The 22,277-nt window shown below is 71.7% G+C and carries 19 protein-coding genes; 6 read left to right on the plus strand and 13 right to left on the minus strand.

Annotated features, from left to right (window positions below; genetic code table 11):
- The first annotated feature begins 144 nt into the window (after positions 1-144).
- On the plus strand, positions 145-795 hold the full coding sequence (locus tag V1634_RS07920) for an HAD family hydrolase (RefSeq protein WP_331207085.1): 651 nt from the start codon (positions 145-147) through the stop codon (positions 793-795).
- Positions 796-984: 189 nt separating this feature from the next.
- Positions 985-1,236, plus strand: coding sequence for a hypothetical protein (locus tag V1634_RS07925; protein ID WP_331207086.1), 252 nt, complete (start codon positions 985-987; stop codon positions 1,234-1,236).
- Positions 1,237-1,317: 81 nt separating this feature from the next.
- Here V1634_RS07925 and V1634_RS07930 read toward each other — a convergent pair whose 3' ends face one another.
- The 4 genes from V1634_RS07930 to V1634_RS07945 all read right to left on the minus strand — a co-directional run bounded on the left by V1634_RS07930 (position 1,318) and on the right by V1634_RS07945 (position 6,620).
- Positions 1,318-2,919 (minus strand): DUF885 domain-containing protein, encoded by a 1,602-nt coding sequence (locus V1634_RS07930; RefSeq protein WP_331207087.1) that lies wholly within the window; start codon positions 2,917-2,919, stop codon positions 1,318-1,320.
- Positions 2,920-2,999: 80 nt separating this feature from the next.
- Complete coding sequence (locus V1634_RS07935) at positions 3,000-3,512, minus strand: cupin domain-containing protein (RefSeq protein ID WP_331207088.1); 513 nt, start codon at positions 3,510-3,512, stop codon at positions 3,000-3,002.
- A gap of 144 nt (positions 3,513-3,656) precedes the next feature.
- A complete protein-coding gene (locus V1634_RS07940) occupies positions 3,657-4,451 on the minus strand; it encodes an alpha/beta hydrolase (protein WP_331207089.1) in 795 nt (264 codons plus the stop codon).
- Positions 4,452-4,454: 3 nt separating this feature from the next.
- Positions 4,455-6,620, minus strand: coding sequence for an MMPL family transporter (locus tag V1634_RS07945; RefSeq protein ID WP_331207090.1), 2,166 nt, complete (start codon positions 6,618-6,620; stop codon positions 4,455-4,457).
- A 165-nt stretch (positions 6,621-6,785) separates the two neighbouring features.
- Here V1634_RS07945 and V1634_RS07950 point away from each other — a divergent pair, with 165 nt between their 5' ends.
- Positions 6,786-8,414 carry a phytoene desaturase family protein gene (locus V1634_RS07950; protein WP_331207091.1) on the plus strand — a complete coding sequence of 543 codons (1,629 nt, stop codon included), beginning with the start codon at positions 6,786-6,788 and terminating at the stop codon, positions 8,412-8,414.
- Between the two features lie 57 nt (positions 8,415-8,471).
- On the opposite strand, the gene V1634_RS07955 is transcribed toward V1634_RS07950, so the two are convergent.
- Positions 8,472-10,022 (minus strand): Rieske 2Fe-2S domain-containing protein, encoded by a 1,551-nt coding sequence (locus V1634_RS07955; protein ID WP_331207092.1) that lies wholly within the window; start codon positions 10,020-10,022, stop codon positions 8,472-8,474.
- Between the two features lie 374 nt (positions 10,023-10,396).
- Between V1634_RS07955 and V1634_RS07960 the strand changes: the two genes are divergently transcribed.
- Positions 10,397-10,621, plus strand: a complete 225-nt coding sequence (locus tag V1634_RS07960) for a hypothetical protein (protein ID WP_331207093.1) — start codon at positions 10,397-10,399, stop codon at positions 10,619-10,621.
- A gap of 202 nt (positions 10,622-10,823) precedes the next feature.
- Here V1634_RS07960 and V1634_RS07965 read toward each other — a convergent pair whose 3' ends face one another.
- From V1634_RS07965 to V1634_RS08000, 8 genes are all read right to left on the minus strand, one after another.
- The gene (locus tag V1634_RS07965) at positions 10,824-12,251 is read right to left on the minus strand and encodes a DivIVA domain-containing protein (protein ID WP_331207094.1); all 1,428 of its coding nucleotides are present in this window, start codon (positions 12,249-12,251) and stop codon (positions 10,824-10,826) included.
- A gap of 102 nt (positions 12,252-12,353) precedes the next feature.
- On the minus strand, positions 12,354-13,487 hold the full coding sequence (rlmN, locus tag V1634_RS07970; protein ID WP_331207095.1) for a 23S rRNA (adenine(2503)-C(2))-methyltransferase RlmN: 1,134 nt from the start codon (positions 13,485-13,487) through the stop codon (positions 12,354-12,356).
- A 103-nt stretch (positions 13,488-13,590) separates the two neighbouring features.
- A complete protein-coding gene (locus V1634_RS07975; RefSeq protein WP_331207096.1) occupies positions 13,591-15,090 on the minus strand; it encodes a phosphatidate cytidylyltransferase in 1,500 nt (499 codons plus the stop codon).
- The gene (frr, locus tag V1634_RS07980) at positions 15,090-15,647 is read right to left on the minus strand and encodes a ribosome recycling factor (protein WP_331207097.1); all 558 of its coding nucleotides are present in this window, start codon (positions 15,645-15,647) and stop codon (positions 15,090-15,092) included. Before frr ends, V1634_RS07975 begins: the two co-directional genes overlap by 1 nt.
- Positions 15,648-15,729: 82 nt before the next feature.
- Positions 15,730-16,497: a UMP kinase gene (gene pyrH, locus V1634_RS07985; protein ID WP_331207098.1), complete on the minus strand. Its 768-nt coding sequence runs from the start codon at positions 16,495-16,497 to the stop codon at positions 15,730-15,732.
- Between the two features lie 171 nt (positions 16,498-16,668).
- On the minus strand, positions 16,669-17,499 hold the full coding sequence (tsf, locus tag V1634_RS07990) for a translation elongation factor Ts (protein WP_331207099.1): 831 nt from the start codon (positions 17,497-17,499) through the stop codon (positions 16,669-16,671).
- A 131-nt stretch (positions 17,500-17,630) separates the two neighbouring features.
- Positions 17,631-18,503, minus strand: a complete 873-nt coding sequence (rpsB, locus tag V1634_RS07995) for a 30S ribosomal protein S2 (RefSeq protein WP_331207100.1) — start codon at positions 18,501-18,503, stop codon at positions 17,631-17,633.
- A 642-nt stretch (positions 18,504-19,145) separates the two neighbouring features.
- Positions 19,146-20,408, minus strand: a complete 1,263-nt coding sequence (locus tag V1634_RS08000; protein WP_331207101.1) for a hypothetical protein — start codon at positions 20,406-20,408, stop codon at positions 19,146-19,148.
- Between the two features lie 287 nt (positions 20,409-20,695).
- Between V1634_RS08000 and V1634_RS08005 the strand changes: the two genes are divergently transcribed.
- Complete coding sequence (locus tag V1634_RS08005) at positions 20,696-21,055, plus strand: YraN family protein (protein ID WP_331207102.1); 360 nt, start codon at positions 20,696-20,698, stop codon at positions 21,053-21,055.
- A 52-nt stretch (positions 21,056-21,107) separates the two neighbouring features.
- A complete protein-coding gene (locus tag V1634_RS08010) occupies positions 21,108-22,217 on the plus strand; it encodes a threonine aldolase family protein (RefSeq protein ID WP_331207103.1) in 1,110 nt (369 codons plus the stop codon).
- The last annotated feature ends 60 nt before the right edge of the window (positions 22,218-22,277 follow it).

Genomic DNA, 22,277 nt, shown 5'->3' on the forward strand with positions numbered 1-22,277 from the left:
TCGGCAGCACCGCGATCGGCGACTACGGTTAGTGACGAACCGACCAGCAGACCGCCCGTCACCTCCGTGGCGACAGCGATCCCGCCCCTCCGTGGACAGGCGGGCGCCGCCGGGTCCGCCATCCACCCCGGCTAGTCTCCGCGGATGATCGATCCGATCGAGCTTGTCATCTTCGACTGCGACGGAGTGCTGGTCGACAGCGAGCGCATCGCGGTCCGCGTCCATGTCTCGATGGGCGCGGACCTGGGCTGGCCACTTACGGAGGCGGACGTGGTCGAGCGGTTCATCGGCCGGTCCAGCGCGTCCATCCAGGAGTTGATCGCCGCCCGCCTCGGGCACGATGTGGCCGCGACCTGGGCGGAGCGGTTTGAGTTGGCGCACCGCCAGGAGGTCGACGCCGGACTGACCCCGGTCGAAGGGATCACCGACGCGCTCGACGCGATCAGCCAGGCGACGTGCGTGGCCTCCAGTGGTACGCACGAGAAGATGCGGCACACCCTGGGCCGCACTGGACTGTATCGCCGCTTCGAGGGCCGTATCTTCAGTGCGACCGAGGTCGCCCGCGGCAAGCCCGCCCCCGACCTGTTCCTGCACGCGGCGGCAACCATGGGTGTACCGCCTGCGGCGTGCGTCGTGGTCGAGGACAGCCTGTACGGCATGCAGGGGGCCCGCGCCGCCGGCATGCGCTGCCTGGGCTATGCGGGTGGACTGACTCCGGCCCGCCAACCTGAGGGCGCCGCCACGGTGATCTTCGATGACATGCGCAAACTGCCGGCTCTGCTGAAAGAGGTCTGAGAGCCCGCGACTGCGACAACCTCCACTGCCGCAGGAGCGAGGTCGAGTACGATCCGCCGTCCGCCGTCCGGTCCGAGCCGCCGGGGAAACGCCTCCGCCGAGTTCGGCGCCGACCCCCTGACCACCGACGGGGACGGGGGCAGCTACGGCTGGACAGACCTCCCCGTCCGATCCGCACTGCGCCGCGCGATGACCATCGAAGCGTGGAAGAACGCCGAGCCCGCCCGGCGAATGGCGCTCGACTTCCGTCCCCACTCCCACCACTGGCAGGTGATGCGGCAGGTCCGAGCCAGCGACAACGAGACCGGCACCATCACGATCGGCGACGCACAGATCTTGTTCGCCATGACCAGTTGGGGTGACGGGTTGTTCCCCGCACATGCGGACCGGGATGCCGCAGGGAATCTCGTCGCACTGCGTATCACCCTGGCCGGAGACTGAGCACCGAACCTGCGCCCGCCACGGATCTGCTTCACCCCCTGGGCGACTGGCGCGCCGTCGCCCGGTCAACGCCCCGCGCGGTCACCCGGTCAACGCCCCCCGCAGCCGGTCCAGTCCCAGCGAGCCGAGTTCCATCGCCCGACCGTGGAATGCCCGGCGGTCGCCGGGAAAGGACGAGCGGCCTTCCAGCCACACCCGCTCGCCTACCTTGTAGGTCAACGCCTGTCCTGGCCTGCCCAGATAACGCGCAAGCTCCAGGGACGCGTACGGCCCCTGATGGCATCGGTCCCGCAGCAGGTGCAGCGCGGCATCCGGCGTCCACGGTGCCCCGTCGCCAAACGGCACCGGCAGCCGCAGGTGCAGGCCGATGTCGAGCACGACCCGCGCCGCCCGCAGCAGCTGCATGAACAGGTACCCCAATCGTGCACCCGGCTGCCCGTAGAACCCGAGTTCGTCCATGAACCGCTCGGCGTACAGAGCCCAGCCCTCCCGGCAGCCGGAGAGCCCGCCGAGCAGGTTCAGCCGCTGCCCGAGGCCGCCCTGGCACGCCTCGTAGCCGATCTGGAGGTGGTGGCCGGGAACGCCCTCGTGGTACGCGGTGCTGTAGGCGTACCAGGTGGGGAAGCTGGCCTGGCCCTCGGGGAGGAACCACCAGACGCGGCCTGGCCGCGTCAGATCCTGCGACGGTCCGATGTAGGCGGTGCCGCCGGACACGGTCATCCGGGACTCGATGCGCCGCAGCGGCGCGGGGATGTCGAAGTGCACGCCGTGCAGCTGCTCGATGGTGGCCTCCAGCAGTTCCTGCAGCCACGCACCGAACTCGGCCCGGCTGTGCAGCGTGCCCGGCGCGTCGGGGCTCTCGAGCCGGTCGAGCACCGCAGGCACGCTCCCGCCCAGGGCCTTCGCCTCCGCGACCAGCTCCGCCTCGATCGCGGTGAACTCGTCCCAGCCCCAGTCGTGGAGTTCGCGCAGATCCGGCTCGACAGCGAGGAAGGTCCGTACCCAGAGTGGGTACCGCTGCGGCCCGAAAGCCTCCTCGCTGCGCGCCAGCGGTGCCAGGTCCGCGGTCAGCATCGCGGCAAGTCTCTGGTACGCCTCCCGCGCGCCCTGCGCCGCTGCCTGCAACGACGCCCGCTGCCGCCCGCCGCCGTAGCGCTCCACCAGGGCAACGTCGTCGTCGACCCAGTTGCGGCAGCGCTGCGACACGAGTTCCACCTGGCGTCGCGTCGGCAGGTGACCACGCTCGGCGGCGAGCAGGAGGCTGCGGGCGTACCCGTCCAGGGCCGCGGGGATCGCGGCCTGACGCGCGCCTACCCGGGCCCAGCCATCCTCGTGGTCCGCACCCTCGGCGTCGCGGGCGGGCACCGCAGCCTCGACGGACTGGCGGATGAGCTGGAGCGGACCGGTCGCCGCCGCATGCAGTTCGCGCAGGTCCTCCCCGGCGTCGTGGAAGGCGATGCGGGCGCGCAGCCGTTCGACGAGGTGAGCGTGCAGCGGACTCGTCGCGGGCAGGCTCTCCAGCTCACGCAGGGCGCGGGTGGCGAGATCGGCGCGGGCCTGGTGGCCGTCCGGACTGTAGTCGGTGAGCCCGTCGACCTCCTGTTCGCCGGCCTCGACCACTGCGGTGCAAGGATCGAGGCGGGCCACGTCACGCAGGAGCCGGTCGGCGAAGTCCTCGATCACGGAGGCGATGCTAGCGCCTGTCCTGCCTGGCGCTCAGGGGCTCGCATCGGCGTGGTGCACAGCACCGAGCAGGAAGACCATCACGAGACCAGCAATTCCGTCCGGTAGTCGGCGGCCAGCCGAGCCGCACGCTGTCGGCGCTCGTCCTGTTCCTCCGCACTCAGTAGCGGCGGCGCGGCAGTGGGCCCGTCGACCGGGTCACCCACCTTGCGGAAGTACTCGTCCTGGCCGGCGGGGCTGCACATGCAGAGCAGGCGGGCGGGCTGGTCGGTGGCGTTGCGGAAGAAGTGCGGCGCGTTGGCCGGTACGTTGACCGTCTCGCCCGCCCGCGCGACGATCTTCTCCTCGCGGAACGTGAACTCCACCGCGCCGTCGAGCACGGTGAACATCTCCTCGAAGTCGTGGCGGTGCGGCGGCGGTCCACCGCCCGGTGGCACCCGCATGTCGATCAGGCAGTACCGTCCGGCGGTCTGGTCGCCACGCACCAGCACGGTGTAGGTGCCACCGGCGATGGCGAGGTGCGCGAGGCCGGAATCATCGGGCCGCACATGGACGAGTTCGCGTGCCGGATCGTCGGGCGGTAGCGCTGACACTCGATCCTCCCCGCCGGATCAGCCGCCAAGTGGCACAAACTTCGGCTTCGCGCTGGTACCCCCGAGGGAGAACTCGAAACCCCGGGACCTGATGTGTGAGGTGGAGCTTGATCGTGAAGGTGGCTGAGCGGGCAATTCTGCCGTTCACTTCGTTGCGATCCGGTCGAGGAGGAACAGCGCCGTGGCGTCGATGACGTCGTCGAAATGCCCGCTGTCGCCGGGGTAGTGGAATCCGTGTTCGGCATCCTCGTATTCGAGTAGCGTGCACTCGTTGCCGGAGCGCACCATCGCGTCCCGGAACTGCCGCACAGAGTCGATCGGCTCGACCTCGTCGCGGGTGCCGTGGTGGATCTGCATCGGCGGATTCCCCGGCCGCACGAACTCGATCAGCGAGTAGTCGACCAATCTGCCCGCCGCGATGCCGACCTGCTGTTCGAGGCGGCGCTGCATTTCCGGCTCACAGGAGCGCAGGTTCGAACCCGCGGGATTGAGGCCCACCACGGCTGCGATGCCGGGCTCCGGTGCCGTGGCGAACGCCTCCGGGGTCATCGCCGCGACGATCGCGAGATGGGCACCGGCTGAACTGCCACCCGAGGCCAGGTGCGGCGCTTCGAGCCCGCGCACCGCTGCCAGCCGGCGGAACTGCCCGACCGCGCGCCGAACATCAGCGATGCAGTCGTCGATGCTGACAGCGCCACGACCGAGCAGCCGATACCCGGCTGACACCGCGAAGATTCCGCGCAGCGCCAACTTCCGGCAGTGCGGGGCGAGCCCGTCGGCCGATCCCTCGCGCAAGGCGCCGCCATGGAACAGGACGATGCCAGCACGCGGCCGTGTGCCGTCGTCCGGCTCGAAGACCAGCAAGGGCAACTTGCTGCCGTCAGCGGCCTGATAGAGCACCGAGGACTCCTGTCCATCCGTCATGGCCAGCGGGCTCATCCGTCAATGGCCGCCGGAGAGGCCCGCCGCCGACTCGCGGATGCCGAACCGGCGGTAGACCCCGGCCAGCGGGCCCGGCGCCCACCAGTTCCACCGGCCCAGCAGCCGCATCGTGGCCGGTACCAGCAGCGCCCGCACCAGCGTCGCGTCGACCACGATCGCCACGATCATCCCGATGCCGATCAGCTTGACGAAGACCACGCCGCCGGTGGCGAAGCCGGCGACCACGACGATGAGCAGCAACGCGGCGGCGGTGATGATCCGGCCGGTGTGCTGGAGCCCGGCGGCCACCGAGGCGGTGTTGTCACCGGTCCGATCCCACTCCTCGCGTACCCGGGAGAGCAGGAAGACCTCGTAGTCGGTGGCGAGTCCGAAGAGCACCGCCAGCATCAGGATCGGGTTGCTCGGCTCGATGAAGCCGGTCGGGGTGAAGTCGAGCCAGTCGGCGAGGTGCCCGTCCTGGAAGATCCAGACCACCACTCCGAACGACGCGCCGATCGAGATCAGGTTCATCAGCACCGCCTTGATCGGCAGCAGCACCGATCCGAAGGCGAGAAAGAGCAGCACCAGGGTTGCCGACGCCATGATCGCAGCCATCAGCGGCAGCCGCGAGGTGAGACTCTCCAACAGGTCCACGTCGAACGCGGGCCGCCCGCCGACGAGCACCTCCGCGCCGGCCGGCGGCGGGAGGTCCCGGACCAGCCGGACCACCCGCTCCGCCACCGGGCCGGTCGGCTCGCCGGGATAGGTCACCGAGAGCAGCGTGGAGTCGCCCCGGTTCGCGGTCGCCTGCACGCCGGTCACCCCGGAGACCCGGGTCAACTCGTCGGCGAACCGCTGGGTGTCGGCGGCGGAGGCGCCGGAGACGAGTACCTCGACCGGGCCGACGCTGCCGCCCGGGAATTCCGACGCGATCCGCTCGGCCACCACCCGGGGCACCGCGTCGGCCGGCAGGATCCGCTCGTCGAAACCGCCGGCCTGCATCCGTACCGAGGGGACGGCGAGGACCGCCAGCACCGCGACCACACCCAGCAGATAGAGCACCGGTCGACGCATCACGCTGCGGGCCAGCCTGGCCCACGCGCCGGAACCGCCGACGCCCGCCGTACCGGCCGGGTCGGCTCGGTCCGGTCGGCGCCGCCACGGCAGGCGTACGGCCAGGGAGTTGATCCGCGGTCCGAGCACCGCGAGCAGGGCCGGCAGCACGGTCAGCGCGGCGAGCATCGCGACCAGCACGGCGGCGATGCCACCCAGCCCCATCGAGCGGAGGAACGCCTGCGGAAAGATGAGCAGGCTGGCCAGCGCGGTCGCGATGGTGAGCCCGGAGACCATGACGGTCCGGCCGGCGGTACTCATGGTGCGCCGGATCGCCTCCGGGCTCGTACGGCCGGCGGCGAGTTCCTCCCGGAACCGGCTGACGATGAAGAGCGCGTAGTCGACGGCCATGCCGAGGCCGATCAGCGTGATGACGTTGATGGCGAAGATGGAGACGTCGGTGACCATGCCGATCAGCCGGACTGCCACGAAGGCGCCGAGGATCGCCACCCCGCCGACCAGCAGCGGCGTCGCGGCGGCGGCCAGCCCACGGAAGATCAGGATGAGCAGCACCAGCAGGACCGGCAGGGAGAGCGTCTCCGCCCGGGTGATGTCCTTCTTGGTCTGCTCGTTCGCCTCGGCCAGGAAGGCCACCGTGCCGCCGGCCTCGGTGGTGACGCCGGGCGCGTCCAGGGTCGGCCGCAGTTCCTGGTACGCCTCGGCCTGCGCGTCCGGGTCGGTCGCCCGCAACTGCACGGCGGCGTACGTGGCGTGCCGGTCGGTGGCGAGCAGAGCCGGGGCCTGGGTCTCGTACCAGCTTGTCACGCTGGCGACCTCGGGATGCTGGCGGAGCCGGTCGAGGGTGGCGGTGACCGGCTCCCGGAACGCCGGCTGGTCGACGGTGCTGGTCGGGCTGGAGTAGAGGACGAGCAGGTCGGCGCCCTGATTGCCGAGTTCGGCGGTGATCCGCTCCTCGGTGCGGACCGATTCGCTGTCCGGGTCCTCGAAGCCCCCGCCGGTCAGCGAGCCGAACACCCCGGTCCCCCAGGTCACGCCCACCGCGACCAGCACCAGGCCGGCCGCGAGCACCGCCCACCGGAGTCGGACCACCGCCCTACCCCACCACGCGAACATCGCCTGCTCCCCTGTCAGCTGGCCGGGTCTCGGTCGTACCGACGCCCTCGATCGGGTGAACATCATTCACTATTGCAACAGCGGTACTTCCCCGGTCCGGAGACCCCACACCGGCACCCGCCAAGCCGCACCGGGGGCGGCCCGATCGAACTAGGCTTCCCGAGCATGACCGCCGAGCTTCCCTCCCGGGCCGACGTCGTGATCGTCGGCGCCGGCCACAACGGCCTGGTTTCCGCGATCCTGCTGGCCCGGGCCGGCCTCGACGTGCTGGTGCTGGAGGCCGCCGACACGCTCGGCGGAGCCGCCCGCACCGAGAACCCGTTCCCGAAGGTCCCCGAGCTGCGGCACTCCACCGGCTCGTACCTGCTCGGCCTGATGCCGCCGGAGCTGATCCGGCTGCTCGACGTGAAGCTGCCGGTGCTGCGCCGCGACCCGCACTACTTCCTGCCCACCCCGGGCGGCCCCGGTTCGCCGTACCTGCTGTTCGGTGCCGACCGGGAGACGACCCGGCAGCAGATGGAACGGTTCTTCTCCCGCGCCGACGTGACGGCCGACGACGCGATGCAGGCCGAACTCGCCGCGCTCCGCGACGACCTGGCGCCGGCCTGGCTGGCCGAGCCGCTGTCGGTGCCGGAGACCGCCGACCGCTACGTCCGGCCCGCGCTGCGCCAGGTCTTCGTCGACCTGGTACGCGGCTCGGTCGCCGACTACCTCGCCCGGTTCGACTTCCGCTCCGAGCTGCTGGTCTCGATGTACGCGGTCACCGACGGCCTCTCCGGACTGAACGCCGGTCCGGACGACCCGGGTACCGGCTACAACTTCCTGGCCCACAACATGTGCCGGCTGCCCGGGGCGGGCGGCACCTGGATGATCGTGGCCGGTGGGATGGGCACCGTCAGCCGTACCTTCGCCGACGCCGCCCGGTCCGCCGGGGCGAAACTGTGCACCGGTACCCCGGTCGCCGCGATCACCCTGGACGGCGGCGCGGCCAGCGGGGTCGTACTCGACGACGGGCGGACGGTCGCCGCCGAGGTGGTGCTCGGCGCCGGTGACCCGTACCGGCTGATGGAGCTGCTGCCCGACGGCGCGCTGCCGGCCGCGCTCACCGAGCGGATGGCGGCGGTCCGGCGCACCGGCACCACCCTCAAGGTCAACCTGGCACTCGCCGGGCTGCCGGACTTCTCCTGCCTGCCCGAGGGGGCGCCGAGCCCGTTCGGCGCCACCATCCACCTGCTGCCCGGCTCGGCAGCGCTGCTGCCCGGCCCGGCCGGCTCAGCCAGCTCGGCCGGCGACTCGCCGATGACGGCGCTGCGCGGCATGTGGGCGGATGTCCAGGCCGGGCGGCTGCCGGACGAGCCGACCATCGAGTGGTATTTGCACACCACGGTCGACCCGACGCTGTCCGACCCGGCCGGACACCACTCGTCGGCGCTCTTCGTGCAGTCCGTCCCGTACGCCCCGACCGGCGGCTCCTGGGACGAGCTGCTGCCCGGGTACGTGACCCGGCTGCTGGAGATCTGCGACCGGTACGCCCCCGGCACCAGCGAACTGGTCGCCGACGCGGTGCCACTGACCCCACCCGGCATCGAGGCGCACTTCGGGATCACAGGCGGGCACATCCACCACGTCGACAACACCGTCTCGTTCACCGACCGGGTGCCGTACGCGACCGGCGTCGACGGGCTCTACGCCGGCGGTGCGGGGTGCCACCCCGCCGGCAGCGTGATCGGCGCCGCCGGCCACAACGCCGCCCGCCGCATCCTCACCGACCTCGGCCGACTCGGCCCGGCGTAAGGAAGGGCCCCCGCATATCGCTTTCCGTTGTAGAAGGGCCCCCTGTTAACACCTGACTCAGTCGTCGACCCGGTGCGCCCGGATCGAGTGCCCGACGCTGGTCAGGCAGCGCCCGCTGGCCAGGTCGAAGCGCCAGCCGTGCAACTGGCAGGTGAGCTGGTTGTCCTCGACGATGCCGAACCGGGTCAGGTCCGCCTTCAGGTGCGGGCAGCGCCGCTGCACCACCCAGTCGCCCAGGGTGATGTCCTCGGCGTCGGTGGCCCGCTCGTGCTCGTCGTACCAGCCCTCGGCGTACTGGAGGCGCTCCTCGGAGAGGCACTTGAAGAAGGCGTAGACGAACTCGTTGTACTGGCCGATCCGGGCCGCCGAGAAGCGGCAGGAGAGGAAGAGCGAGTTGACCCAGTCCACCTCCTCGATGTGCAGCAGGTGCTCGACCAGCGCCCGCTCGGTACGGAACCGGTAGCGCACCTTCTCGTCCGCGTACGGCCGGACCTCCTTACCCGGGAAGTCCACCAGGATCGATTCGACCGACTCACCGTCGTAGCCGACCAGGTCGAACCGGACCGGTCCGCCGACACCCTTGGCGAGATAGATCGACTCGTCCAGCAGCGGCTCGATCCGGCGCTTCATCTCGGCCAGTACGTCGATCTCCGGGTGCCGCCAGGACGCCTTCGCCGCCTCGATCACCGGCCGCGCCCGCTCCTGGTACTCCCGCAGGTGCTCCTCCTTGCGCGCGAAGAACTCCCGCACGTCCGGCACCGGGTGGGTGGTGTGCACGCTGTCCGTGCCGATCTCGGAGACGCTGCCGGGGAGCAGGATCACCCCGTTGTCGTAGCCGAGCCCGTTGTAGTGGTCGAGGAAGACCTGCTGGTCGGGGAAGATGTTCCCCTCGTCGCCGTGGATGTCGTTGAGCTGCCACAGCTCGTCGTCGAGGAAGCACGGCGGGCCGGCGATCGGGAAGACCCAGGACGCCTTGAGGTCGTCGATGTAGCGGATGGTCCGGTCCATCTGCCGGTCCCGCTTCTGCTTGCCGAACGCGGTCTTCGCCGCGCTGGGCAGCTCGTAGACCATCGGGTACCAGATCGCGCCGGAGAACTGGAGCAGGTGCGCGTGCACGTGCCCCAGTTCGGCGAAGACGCCGAGGTCGGTCGGGCGGGCGTCGTTCTGGTTCAGCAGCCGTACGCCGTCGTACTCCACCCAGAGCGAGGAGTCGCCGATCGGGCCGTCGGTGGGGCTGGTCAGCGCCTGGATCATCACCTTGAGGCCGCCGTCCAACTCGACGACCTCGTCACTCTTCGTCCGCAGGAAGCTGGTGAAGCCGAGTTCCCGCAGCTCGTCCTCCAGCTCCGAGGTCGGGTACTCCGGCAGCAGCACGGTCGCCTTCTTCGAGATGAAGCGCTTGAGGTGCGCCGCGTCGAAGTGGTCCCGGTGCAGGTGGGAGACGTAGAGGTAGTCGACGTCGCCGAGGGTCTCCCAGTCGAGCTGTGAATTGTCCGGGAAAGGGAACCATGAGGCGAAGTAGGCCGGGTTGACCCACGGGTCGCACAGGATGCTGCCCGCACCGGTGTCGATCCGCATGCTCGCGTGCCCCGTACCGGTCAAACGCACCGCACAGTCCCCCTCCACATAGCCAATCCCGTCCCTCGCCACAGGCGATCAAAGGCGTACCCCCAAACGCTACCGGAGGCCCCGTACCGGCCGACCCGCGACGCCGGGTTGCGCCCCCGTTCGCCCCGAGCGCGGCCTTCGGCGGCGCTCGGAGCCCCGTCCCCTCGCCCGGGTGGTCCGCCCCCGCACCACCGACGCGGCAGAACCGGCCGGACTGCCGTCCCCGGGCGGGACCAGCCGGGGTGCGGCCCCCGACGGAGCGCAGCCCGGTCCGCGGCGGAGCCGGCCTGCGACCGAAGCCCCGGCCCTGGCGCCGTACGCCGGGCGGCACATGCCAGACTTACCAGCATCCGATCGTGAGGAAGGACCGGAAAGTGGCTGGAAGCGAGCCGGTGACGTCACCCGACCAACGCAAGCCCGGAAACCGCAGGGCGGGCCAGATCGGCGCGATCATCTCCGCCGCGGCGCTGGTGCTGATGATGTTCAACAACAACGAGGTCAGCGGCATCGCGAAGATCTGGCTCGGTTCGATCGCCGCCGTGCTGGTGCTCGCGGTCGTCGGTGACGTGATCCTGCGTCGCAACGGCCTGCGCTCCTGACCTCACCCACAGCGTTTCCGCCCCTCGACGCGGCGCCGGGCGGCACCCCCGGCGCGCTTCGGCGTCCCGGCGTTCGTGCGCACCCCCGGCCGGTGGGGCCAGGTCGGGGACAGGGCCGGTAAGGCCGAGTCGAGATGGCAGCCGTCATCCGGCCCCGTGACGGGGCCGGATGGGCGTCGGCGGCGCGGCGGACCGGTTCGGGTCACTGGCCGAGCAGCAGGTCCTTGACCTCCTTGAGCGCGGCGTCGACCTCGGCCTCGAAGTAGCCGCCGGGAACCAGTCCGAACCGGGTGGTGTCGAGGTCGGACGGGTTGACCGGCATCGGCCCCCGCCCCGCCATGCTGCCGAGGATCCCCTCGAACAACCGGTCGACCTGGTCCGGGTCGTAGCCGCTGCCGAAGCGGCGGACCTGGAACGAGCGCCGGATGTGGTCGATCCGGGCCATCTCGCTTCCGGGCGGCCCCATCAACGGCGGACCGCCGAGCCCCGGGCCGCCCGCCGGTGGGCCTCCCATCGGCGGCCCACCCATCGGCGGCCCGCCGGCCGGGGCAGGCATCGGCGGGAGGGCGTCGCCCATCCCGCGTCCGGGGCCGCGAGGATCCCGGTCCGGCATCCGGATCTCGGCCGTCATGTCCGCCCGGCTGGGCCGGCCCGCGTCGAACCCGTCGAAGCGCTCGTTCGCGCCGAATCCCCCGGGCGGACCGCCCGGTCCGCCCGGCCCGCTGGGCGTACGCGGCGGAAGTGGCGCCGCCGCGCCGCGCTGCGGGTCGAACCCGCCGCGCTGAGGCTCGAAACCGCCACGCTGCGGCTCCGGCGGTCCGCCACGCTCGGGGTCGAACCCACCCCGCTGGGGCGGTTCCATCCCGCCGCGCTGCGGTTCCATCCCGCCTCGCTGCGGGTCGAAGCCACCTCGCTGCGGGTCGAAACCGCCACGCTGCGGGTCGAAACCACCGCGCTGAGGCTCGAAGCCACCCCGCTGCGGGTCGAAACCACCGCGCTGAGGCTCGAAGCCACCCCGCTGCGGGTCGAAACCACCGCGCTGAGGTTCCATCCCGCCGCGCTGAGGTTCCATCCCACCCCGCTGCGGTTCCATTCCGCCGCGCTGCGGGTCGAAGCCGCCCCGCTGGCCGCCGAAGCCGCCACCGAAGGTGCCGGTGGGCTCGTCGTACTGGCCGTAGGGGTCGTTGGGTGCACCGGCCTGGGCCGGCATCGGCCGCGCCGGAAGCTGACCGGGCGGAAGGCCCCGGTCGTCGCGCATCGGCGGACCCATCCGGTCGGGCGGTCCCATCCGATCCGGGGGGCCCATGCGATCCATCCGGTCGGGCGGACCCATCCGGTCGGGTGCGCCCCGGTCGGCCAGCCTCGGGTTCCCGCCCCGACCGCCGCCGCGTTCCTCCAGCTCGGCGATCTGCCGCTCCACCCGGTCGAGGTGCAGGTCCACCTGCCACTCGTCGTACCCGCCGAAGCGCACCCGGAAGACGACGTCGTGCACTTCCTGGGAGGCGACGGGCGCGCCCAGCGGCTCACCGGCGAGCGTGGCCTCGACACGATCCAGGAACGTGTCCACCTCATCGACCTTGTAGCCCCGCCGGAGCGCCTTGCGCCGGAAACGCTGACCCTGACTCGCCACTATGTCTCCTGGTTCGCTCGCTCGCTTCGCTCGCTCACGCCGCCGCCCCGTCACACGCGTCGGCGCCGCAAGCGGCACTACTAAGCCTGTTGACCCGGTCGCTCACCGCGTCACCGCCGCGGCGGCCAGCTGGCCGCACGCACCGTCGATTTCGCGCCCCCGGGTGTCCCGAACGGTCGTCGAGACACCGGCTGCGCGCAGCCGCCGGACGAACTCCCGCTCTACCGGCTTCGGGCTCGCGTCCCAGCGGCTCCCCGGAGTCGGGTTGAGCGGGATCAGGTTCACGTGGGTCAGTCGACCGGCCAGCAGCCGACCGAGGAGGTCGGCACGCCACGGCTGGTCGTTCACATCTCGAATCATCGCGTATTCAATGGACACGCGACGCCCCGTACGCTCCGCGTAGTGCCACGCGGCGTCCAGCACCTCGGCAACCTTCCACCGCTGGTTGACCGGAACCAGTTCGTCGCGCAGCTCATCATCGGGCGCATGCAGCGACAACGCAAGAGTCACCGAGAGTCCCTCGTCTGCCAGCCGACGCATCGCCGGTACCAGGCCGACCGTGGAGACGGTGACGTGCCGCTGCGAGAGACCGAGCCCCTCCGGGGCCGGAGCGGTCAACCGCCGGACGGCGGAGACCACCCGCGTGTAGTTGGCCAGCGGCTCGCCCATGCCCATGAAGACCACGTGGGACAGCCGGGACGGGGACCCGGCAATGGCGCCGGACGCGGCGACCCCGGCGAGGTACACGGCCTGGTCGACGATCTCGGCGGTGGAGAGGTTGCGGGTCAGCCCGGCCTGACCGGTGGCGCAGAACGGGCAGGCCATGCCGCAGCCGGCCTGACTGGAGATGCAGACGGTCACCCGGTCCGGGTAACCCATCAGCACGCTCTCCACCAGTGACCCGTCGTGCAGCCGCCACAACGCCTTGCGGGTCGCGCCGTCGTCGGTGGCGACCTCGCGTACCGGGGTGAGCAGGCTCGGCAGCAGGTCGGCAGCGATCCGGTCCCGGGCGGCGGCCGGCAGGTCGGTCATCCGCGCCGGATCCCTGACGAGCCGACCGAAGTAGTGCGTGGAGATCTGCCGGGCCCGGAACGCCGGCTCACCCAGCTCGGTGACGGCGGCCTGCCGTGCGGGCAGGTCGAGGTCGGCGAGGTGTCGGGGCGGCATCGCCGCGCGACGCGCTGGTGACCCGGTCGATTCGTCCGGCGTGATCTGGATCAAGGGCAGGCTCGTCATGGCCTGTCCAGTCTCCCACGTCGGCGCGACAACGCACCTGGCCGGAGGTGCCGAAGCCGTGACCAGGCACGCGGCTCGCGGTTGTGCGGACTCATCTCACCTCTCAGCCGGCCGGGGCGAAGATCGCCAGCAGCAGGTAGGCGGTGGGCACCGCGAAGAGGACCGAGTCCAGCCGGTCCATCAGGCCACCGTGCCCCGGCAGCAGGTTGCTCATGTCCTTGATCTTGAGATCTCTCTTGATCATGGATTCGGCGAGGTCGCCGAGGACGGCCGCGATCGAGACCGCCACCCCGAAGAGGGCGCCCCACCAGAACTCCACGTCGAGCAGGTACGCCAGCAGCAGCGAGCTGCCGACTGCGGCCGCCAGTACCGAGCCGGCAAAGCCCTCCCAGGACTTCTTCGGGCTCACCGACGGTGCCATCGGATGCTTGCCGAAGGCCACCCCGGCGGCGTACCCGCCGGTGTCGGAGAGGACCACCGCGGCGAGGGTGGCGAGCACCCGCAGGTCACCGTCGACCGGTTCGGCCGCGAGCAGCGCCGCGAACCCGCCGAGGAACGGCACGTAGACAGCGATCAGGGCGGCGGCGGTCATGTCCCGCTGGTAGCCGGCCGGCCCGTCCCCGAGCCGCCACACCATGGTGGCCAGCACGGTCACCAGCAGTCCCAGGCTGAGCGCGTCCGGCCCGGCCCACCAGGCCAGCCCGACCATCAGGAGTCCGCCGGCGATCAGCGGCACGAGCGGCGGGCGCATCCCGGCGGGGCGTACCGCCCGGGTCATCTCCCAGATGCCGACGCTGACCGCCAGGGCGACCACGACCAGGAACGCCGGTCGGAGCAGGAAGAGCGGCACGACGATCGCCGCGCCGAGCCCGAGCCCGACGCCGATGGCGGCCGGCAGGTTCCGGCCGGCCCGGGACTGCCCGGCCGGCTTGCCGGCCCGGGTCGCCCGGCGTCGGCCGCGGCCGGGGCGGGCCGGCGGCGCCGGATCGGGACCCGGTTGCGGATCCGGGTCGACGAGCGGCCAGCCGACCGGGTTGGTCGGGGCGTCCGCCGCCGGCTCGGCACCGGCCCCGACCGCCGCGCCGCCGGGGTGGTCGAGCCGATCGCGGTACGCCGCCGCGTCCTCCTCGGGACCCGCCGGACCGCCGGCCGGCTCGGGAGAACGCCACTGTGCCGTCGGATCCGGTACGTCCCCGGCGGGCTGGCCGTTGCGTTGCGCGGTCGTCCCGCCCGGCCGCCGGTCGAGACCGGAGAAGCCGTCGGCCGCCGTACCCGGGTAACCGTTCGGTGCGTCCCGGTACGCGTCCGCCGGGTGCGTCTCCGCCGGGGACGGGTACGCCGCCGAAGCGGCCGGATAGGAGTCCGCGGCGACCGGGTACGAGTCCGTCGGGGCCGAATAGGCGTCCGGGGCCGAATAGGCGTCGGGCGCGGCACCGCCGTGCCGCGCCCGAGCCCAGGCGTCGTCGTCGCCGGCCGGCCGCTGTCGGCCCGAGGGACCGTCCTGGTACCCCGGGCCACGGGACCACTCCGGGCCACGTGGTTGATCCGGCCGCTGCCGGCCACGCGGCTCCGTGGTACCGCCGTAGGGGTCGACGTGGGACATCAGACCTCGAGCAACTCGGTTTCCTTGTGTTTCACCAACTCGTCGACGTGCGAGACGTACCTGTGGGTGAGGTCGTCGAGTTCCTTCTCGGCCCGCCGGCCGTCGTCCTCGCCCGCCTCGCCGTCCTTGACGATGCGGTCGAGTTCCTCCTTGCCACGGCGACGGATGTTCCGGATCGCCACCTTGGCTTCCTCGCCCTTGTGCCGGGCCACCTTGATCATGTCCCGGCGCCGCTCCTCGGTCATCTGCGGCAGCATGATGCGTAGCTGGTTGCCCTCGTTGTTGGGGTTCACGCCGAGGTCGGAGTCGCGGATCGCCTTCTCCATGGCGTGCAGCTGCGACGCGTCGTACGGCTTGATGATCGCCATCCGCGGCTCGGGCACCCCGACGGAGGCCATCTGGGTCAGCGGGGTCGGACTGCCGTAGTAGTCAATTATGATCTTGGAGAACATCGCCGGAGTGGCCCGCCCGGTACGGATGGCGCCAAACTCCTCCTTGGCGTGCTCGACCGCGCGCTCCATCTTCTCCTCGGCCTCGAGGAGGGTGTCGTCGATCACCTGCTCCTTCGCCTCCCTCTGCTGCTACTGCTCCCGAATACTCCACCCGGCCCCCACCCGTCGGCCCGGGACCCTGCCCGACTCACGTCGTGATCAATGTGCCGATCGGCTCGCCGGTCACCGCCCGGATGATGGTGTCGTCACCCTCGGCGCCGAACACCAGCATCGGCAGGCCATTCTCCTCGCAGAGGCTGAACGCGGCAGCGTCGGCGACCCGGAGGCCGCGACGCAGCACCTCGGAGAAGGTGATCTTGTCGAGCTTGCTGGCGTCCGGGTCGGTACGCGGATCGGCGGTGTAGACGCCGTCCACCCCGTTCTTGCTCATCAGCACCACGTCGGCGCGGATCTCCAGGGCCCGCTGCGCGGCGACGGTGTCGGTGGAGAAGTACGGCATGCCGGCACCCGCGCCGAAGATCACCACGCGGCCCTTCTCCAGGTGCCGGATGGCCCGCAGCGGGATGTAGGGCTCGGCCACCTGGGCCATCGTGATCGCACTCTGCACCCGGGTCTCGATCCCCTCCTTCTCCAGGAAGTCCTGGAGCGCGAGGCAGTTCATCACGGTGCCGAGCATCCCCATGTAGTCGGCCCGGGCCCGGTCCATGCCGCGCTTCTGCAACTCGGCACCACGGAAGAAGTTCCCGCCGCCCACCACGACCGAGACCTGCACGCCCCGGCGTACCACGGTTGCGATCTGCCGGGCGATGGCCTGGACGACGTCCGGATCGACGCCGATCGCCCCACCGCCGAAAACCTCACCGGAAAGCTTGAGTACCACCCGGCGGGCCCGCCCGGGCGGCGGTGCTGTCGGATCGTCCGCCGCCAGGGTCCGGTCACTCACAACCTGCGTCATCCGACCCGCCTTTCCCGCGCCGGTGTGCCGGCGCCCAGTTCAGCCAACCTGCCGCTGCTGACCCTACGTGACGAGGAGGCCGCGGTGTCCGTCACGTACACCTGCGGCCTCCCGTCCGTGTCGACTCCGCCGCGGGCCCGGGTCGCGGCGATCCGGGCCCGTGGCGACGGCTCAGGCCTGGCCGACCTCGAACCGGACGAACCGGGTCACCTCGATGCCGGCCTCGGCCAGCACCTGCTTGACCGACTTCTTGTTGTCGGCGACCGAGGCCTGCTCGATCAGGACGTAGTCCTTGAAGAACGCGTTGACCCGACCCTCGATGATCTTCGGCAGGGCGGCCTCCGGCTTCCCCTCCTCGCGGGCGGTCTGCTCGGCGATGCGCCGCTCGGAGGCGACGGTCTCGGCCGGCACCTCGTCCCGGGTCAGGTACTTCGGACGCATCGCGGCGATCTGCATGGCGACAGCACGCGCGTCGGCGTCGCCCGCCTCGTCGGCCTTGCCGGTGTACTCCACCAGCACGCCGACCTGCGGCGGCAGGTCCTGCGCCTTGCGGTGCAGGTAGACCGCGGCGGTCCCGTCCACCGCGGCGAAGCGGTTCAGCACCAGCTTCTCGCCGATCTTGGCGGACTGCTCCTGTACGGCGTCCGCGACGGTCCGCCCGTCCGGCAGCGTGCTGCTGAGCAGCGCTTCGGCGTCGGCGACCCCGGCCTGCGCGCCGTGCTCCACGAGGAGCTGGGCGAACGCGATGAAGTCGGCGTTCTTGGCGACGAAGTCCGTCTCGCAGTTGAGTTCGAGCAGGGCCTTGCCGGAGTGCGCCACCAGGCCGTTGGCGGCCGTCCGGCCGGCCCGCTTGCCGACGTCCTTGACGCCCTTGACGCGCAGGACCTCGACAGCCTTGTCGAAGTCGCCCTCGGCCTCGGTGAGGGCCTTCTTGCAGTCCATCATGCCGGCGCCGGTGAGGTCCCGGAGCTTCTTGACGTCCGCGGCGGTGAAGTTGGACATGACTCTCTCTTCGGTGTGTAACGCGGCTGATTCGTGGTCTTCTGCGGACCAACCCGTCGGGGTCCGCCCTGCCTCGTACCGGATCGGGCCCGCCGGCTGCGACGACCAGCCGGCGGCACCCGACACAGCGGTCACTCGGCGGCGACGCCCGCCGGCTCGCCGGCCTTCTGCTCCGCCTCGCCAGCCTTCTGCTCCGCCTCGCCGGCCGCCTTCTTCTCGGTGTCCTCGATCAGCTCGCGCTCCCACTCGGCGAGCGGCTCGTCGGCGCCGACCACACCCGGCTCGGGCTTCTCGTCGGTGCCACGGCGCTTGCCGGAACGGGCGATCAGACCGTCACCGACGGCCGCCGCGATGACCTTGGTCAGCAACTCGGCGGAGCGGATCGCGTCGTCGTTACCCGGGATCGGGAAGTCGACCTCGTCCGGGTCGCAGTTGGTGTCGAGCACGGCGATCACCGGGATGCCCAGCTTGCGGGCCTCGTCGACGGCGATGTGCTCCTTCTTGGTGTCGACCACCCAGATCGCGGCCGGGACCTTCTGCATGTCCCGCAGGCCACCGAGGGTGCGGGTCAGCTTGTCCTTCTCGCGGGAGAGCTGCAGGGTCTCCTTCTTGGTGTAGCCCTGCGCGGTCCCCGACAGGTCGCCGAGGGCCTCCAGCTCCTTCATCCGCTGGAGCCGCTTGTAGACCGTCTGGAAGTTGGTCAGCATGCCGCCCAGCCAGCGGTGGTTCACGAACGGCTGGCCGACCCGGGTCGCCTGCTCGGCAATCGCCTCCTGGGCCTGCTTCTTCGTACCCACGAAGAGGATGCTGCCGCCCTCGGCGACGGTCCCGCGGACGAACTCGTAGGCCTTCTCGATGTAGTCGAGAGTCTGCCGCAGGTCGATGATGTAGATGCCGTTACGCTCCGTGAAGATGAAGCGCTTCATCTTCGGGTTCCAGCGCCGGGTCTGGTGCCCGAAGTGGACACCGCTCTCCAGCAGCTGGCGCATGGTCACTACGGCCATGGTGGGGTGCTCCTCAGTTGTCCCTGGTTGTCACGCCGGGCCGGCGGCCTGGCGTCCTGGCGCCTGATCGCCGGCCATGGCGGACCCGACGGGAATCGGGACCAGGGGGCCGTCGCCCCACGGACGGACCGTGGAGAGGGCACGCGAGGTCGACCGCGCGAGGCGGTCGCCAATCGCCAAGTGTACGCCCCGCTGCGCCCAGCAGCACACAAACCCCCACCCACCACCGTCCACCGGCAGATCCGGTCAACCCGACCCGCCCATCCGGTCAACCCGACCTGCCCGTAGCCGGGCGGTCCTCCGGTGTCCGTCGGTTGTCGGCGGAGTCCCGTCCCGGCCGGCCTTCCCGTTGCGCCCCGGCCTGTCGGGTTGCTCACCACCTGGCCGGTCGCTCGCCGCCCGGCCCGTCGGCACCGGCTGTCTCGATTCGATGCCACCGGCTGTCCCGATGCCACCGGCTGTCTCGATGGCCACCCGGCCGTCTCGATGCCACCGGCCGTCCCCTTACGGCCGGTCGTCCCTTGCCGCCGGCCGTTCCTTTGCCACCGACCTGCCACCGGTTGCCACCGGCCGTCAACGCGACGGGCCACCGAGCAGTTGTCGGTGTCCTGCGGAGCCCGCCGGTGTCCCGTCCGGCAGGCGTCAGCCGGCGGCGAGTGCCGCCGCGACGAAGAGCACCAGGCCGATGCTGAGATAGCCGGTCGGCGGGCGCAGCCAGGCCCGGGCCGGGTCGGCCAGGGCGGCGGCGCTGGTGGCGAGGCCGTACAGGCCAGTGGCGAAGATCGGCAACCCCAGCACCAGGAAGGTCCCGGAGAGCACCGCCGCCGGCAGGACCGGATCGCCGAGCGCGCCGTCGAGAAGCAACCGTACCGCCGGCACCTCGAAGATCACCGCGAGCAGCGCCAGGACCACGGCCAGGGCGGGCCGGCGGGTCCGGTACACGCCGTCGCTGGCCGGCAGGCCGAATCCCCCGGGCAGCCCCGCTGGATCTGACCCCGGCTGTCCGGGCGGCGTAGCGGGGGTCGGCGGTCGCGCCGCCGTCCGATCGATCGACTCGCCGGGCTGCCCCGACGGATCCATCCCGACCGCTACGCCACCCGTGCCGGCGCGCGGATCGACCTGTGGCACCAGGTTGGTCGGCTGGTCCAGCACGCCGCCCCGGTCGGTGCCGTGTCCCGGCTGCCCGGCCTCGCCACCACGCCCCGGCGGGACGGCCTCGCCACCGCGTCCCGCCTCGTCGCCAGGTGCCGGCTGGACGGCCTCGCCCGCATGTGCGGCCCCGATACGCGCCGGCTGGACGATCGGGTACCCGGACAGCGGCGACCGCCCCGGGTCGACGGACATGGCCGGGCGCCCGGAGTCGGTGACCGTGGCAGCCGGCTGTCCAGGTTCGGCCGCCGGGACGCTGTGTCGGCCCGTACCCCAGCCCTGGACCGAACCGGTGACGTCGGCGGGGCCCGTCGCCGTGGCGCCGTCCTGTGCGGTGGGGTCCACCGCCCACCCGCTCGGCGGATACCCGGCCCCGGTGCCGGTCGGCGCGGCGCCGCCGAAGCTCGGCAACGGGACCTCCAGGGAGGGCGGGGCCGGATCAGGAGCACCCGCCGGTACGAAACCCGGGTATCCGCCGGCCGGCGGGGTCCCGCCGGGCGGGTACTGGACCGGTCCGGCGGAACGCTCCGGCACGCCGAACCGGGTCGGATCGGCGTACCGCCCGGTGCCGGCGTCGACGGGCTGGCCGTACGGGCCGTCGGGCGCCGGGCCACCGTACTGGGCCGGTGCCGCCGGCTGCTCCGTACCGGGGTAGCGGTCTTCGCCGGCGCCGTGCCAGCGCTGGTCGGGGTAGCCACGGTCGTCGGCCCGCCAGCCGGAACCCTGCTCTTCCGGGAAGTTGCGTTGCTGCTCCACGGCCACGCACCGTATGTGACCTGCCCGGGTACCCGCCAGTTGAGCGCGTCGCCACCGGTCGGCGGGGGTGCCCGGCAGCGGACCGCCCGGAGGTGCCGGGCGATGTGTCGGCGGGACCCGACCGTCGTCGCCGCCGTGGCCCGCACCGCCTCGCCGCGCCTATGGCCGGAGCGGCTCGCATAGCAGCCGAAGGGCTTGATCGTCCGGTCGTCCACAGCACCCCCCGATATCCACAACCGTGCCATTCGGGAGTTGTCCCGGGCGTCGGCCGGGACCAGGGTCCAGCCATGACAGCGGCGAGACAGGCGGTCGGCGCGTACGGGGAGCGGTGTGCCGTACGGCACCTGGTCGAGGCGGGACTGCGAGTCGTGGTGCGGAACTGGCGATGTGCCCACGGCGAGATCGACATCATCGCGTGGGAGGGGAACGTCCTCGCCTTCTGCGAGGTCAAGACCCGGCGGAGCGACGCGTTCGGCACCCCGGCCGAGGCGGTGGTGGGCCGCAAGGCGGGCCGGTTGCGCCAGTTGGCCGCCGAATGGTTGCGGACCAGCGGGGTGCATCCGGAGCAGATCCGGTTCGACGTCGTCGAGGTGTACCCGGCGCGCAGCGGCCCGGCCCGCGTCGAGCACCTGCGAGCGGCATTCTGAGTACGTCCCCGGTCTTGTTGCCACAGATTGGCAAGAAGACCAGACTCCTTCCATGCCCTCGCCCGAGTTCCGCACCCATGCGGCCGCCACCGGCTCGTCGATCCGCCGCTCCCTGTTCCTGCACGCACCGATCCACCGGATGCCCCGGGCGGTCCTGCGGCAGATGCTCGACCAGGTCGACGACGACACCCCGCCGGGCGGCCCCGAGGCCCCGGTCGCCCAACTGGAGCGGCGGATCGCCGACCTGTTCGGTACGGAGTCGGCGCTCTTCTTCCCGACCGGCACGATGGCGCAGCAGGTGGCGTTGCGGATCCATGCCGAGCGCCGGGGCCGGCAGGCGTTCGCCGCACATCCGCAGAGCCACCTGGACGTCTGGGAGCAGCGGGGCTACCACGTCGTGCACGGGCTGCGGTTCCACCCCGCCGGGGACCGCCACGGGCTGATGACCGGCGCCGCGCTGGCGGCGATCGGGGAACCGCTGGCCGCAGTGGTCTGGGAGTTGCCGCAGCGGGACATCGGCGGGCAGCTTCCCGAGTGGGACGAGCTGCGCGAGCAGGTCACGGCCGTCCGGGACCGAGGCGCGGCGGCGCACCTCGACGGCGCCCGGATCTGGGAGGCGCAGACCTACTATCGCCGCCCGTTCGCGGAGATCGCCGGGCTGTTCGACACGGTCTACACCTCGCTCTACAAGGCTCTGCTCGGCATCCGGGGTGCCCTCCTCGCCGCCGACGCCGCGACCATCGCCGAGGCGGCGGTGTGGCGGAGCCGGCTGGGCGGAGCGATCCACGATGCCTGGCCGCTGGCGCTGGCCGGCCTCGTCGGCCTGAACCGGCTGCTGCCGCAGATGCCGGCGTTCCGGGAGCACGCGATCGCGATCGCCAACGCGATCAACAGCGACGGTGTCGCGCTGGCCTGGCCCGATCCGCCCCAGACGCCGATCTTCCACGTCCACCTGCCCGCGTCGGGACAGGATGTCGAACGGGCCGGCGCTGAGATGATCGCCGAACATGGCGTACAGCTGTTTCCACGGGTGCTCTCCGGGCCGGACCCGACGAGATGCCGCTTCGAGGTCACGGTGGGCGAGCAGGCAATGGCGTTCTCCCCGGACGAGGTGGTCGCGCTCCTGCACGAACTACTCGGTCGGGCGGTCGGGCGCGGGTAACCCCGGCGCTGAACCCGTGGACCGGCCCCGGTCCGGAAAGCCGACTCCGTCGACATGGCC

The sequence above is a fragment of the Plantactinospora veratri genome (assembly GCF_036421995.1).
In the GTDB taxonomy this organism is placed as follows: Bacteria; Actinomycetota; Actinomycetes; order Mycobacteriales; family Micromonosporaceae; genus Plantactinospora; species Plantactinospora veratri.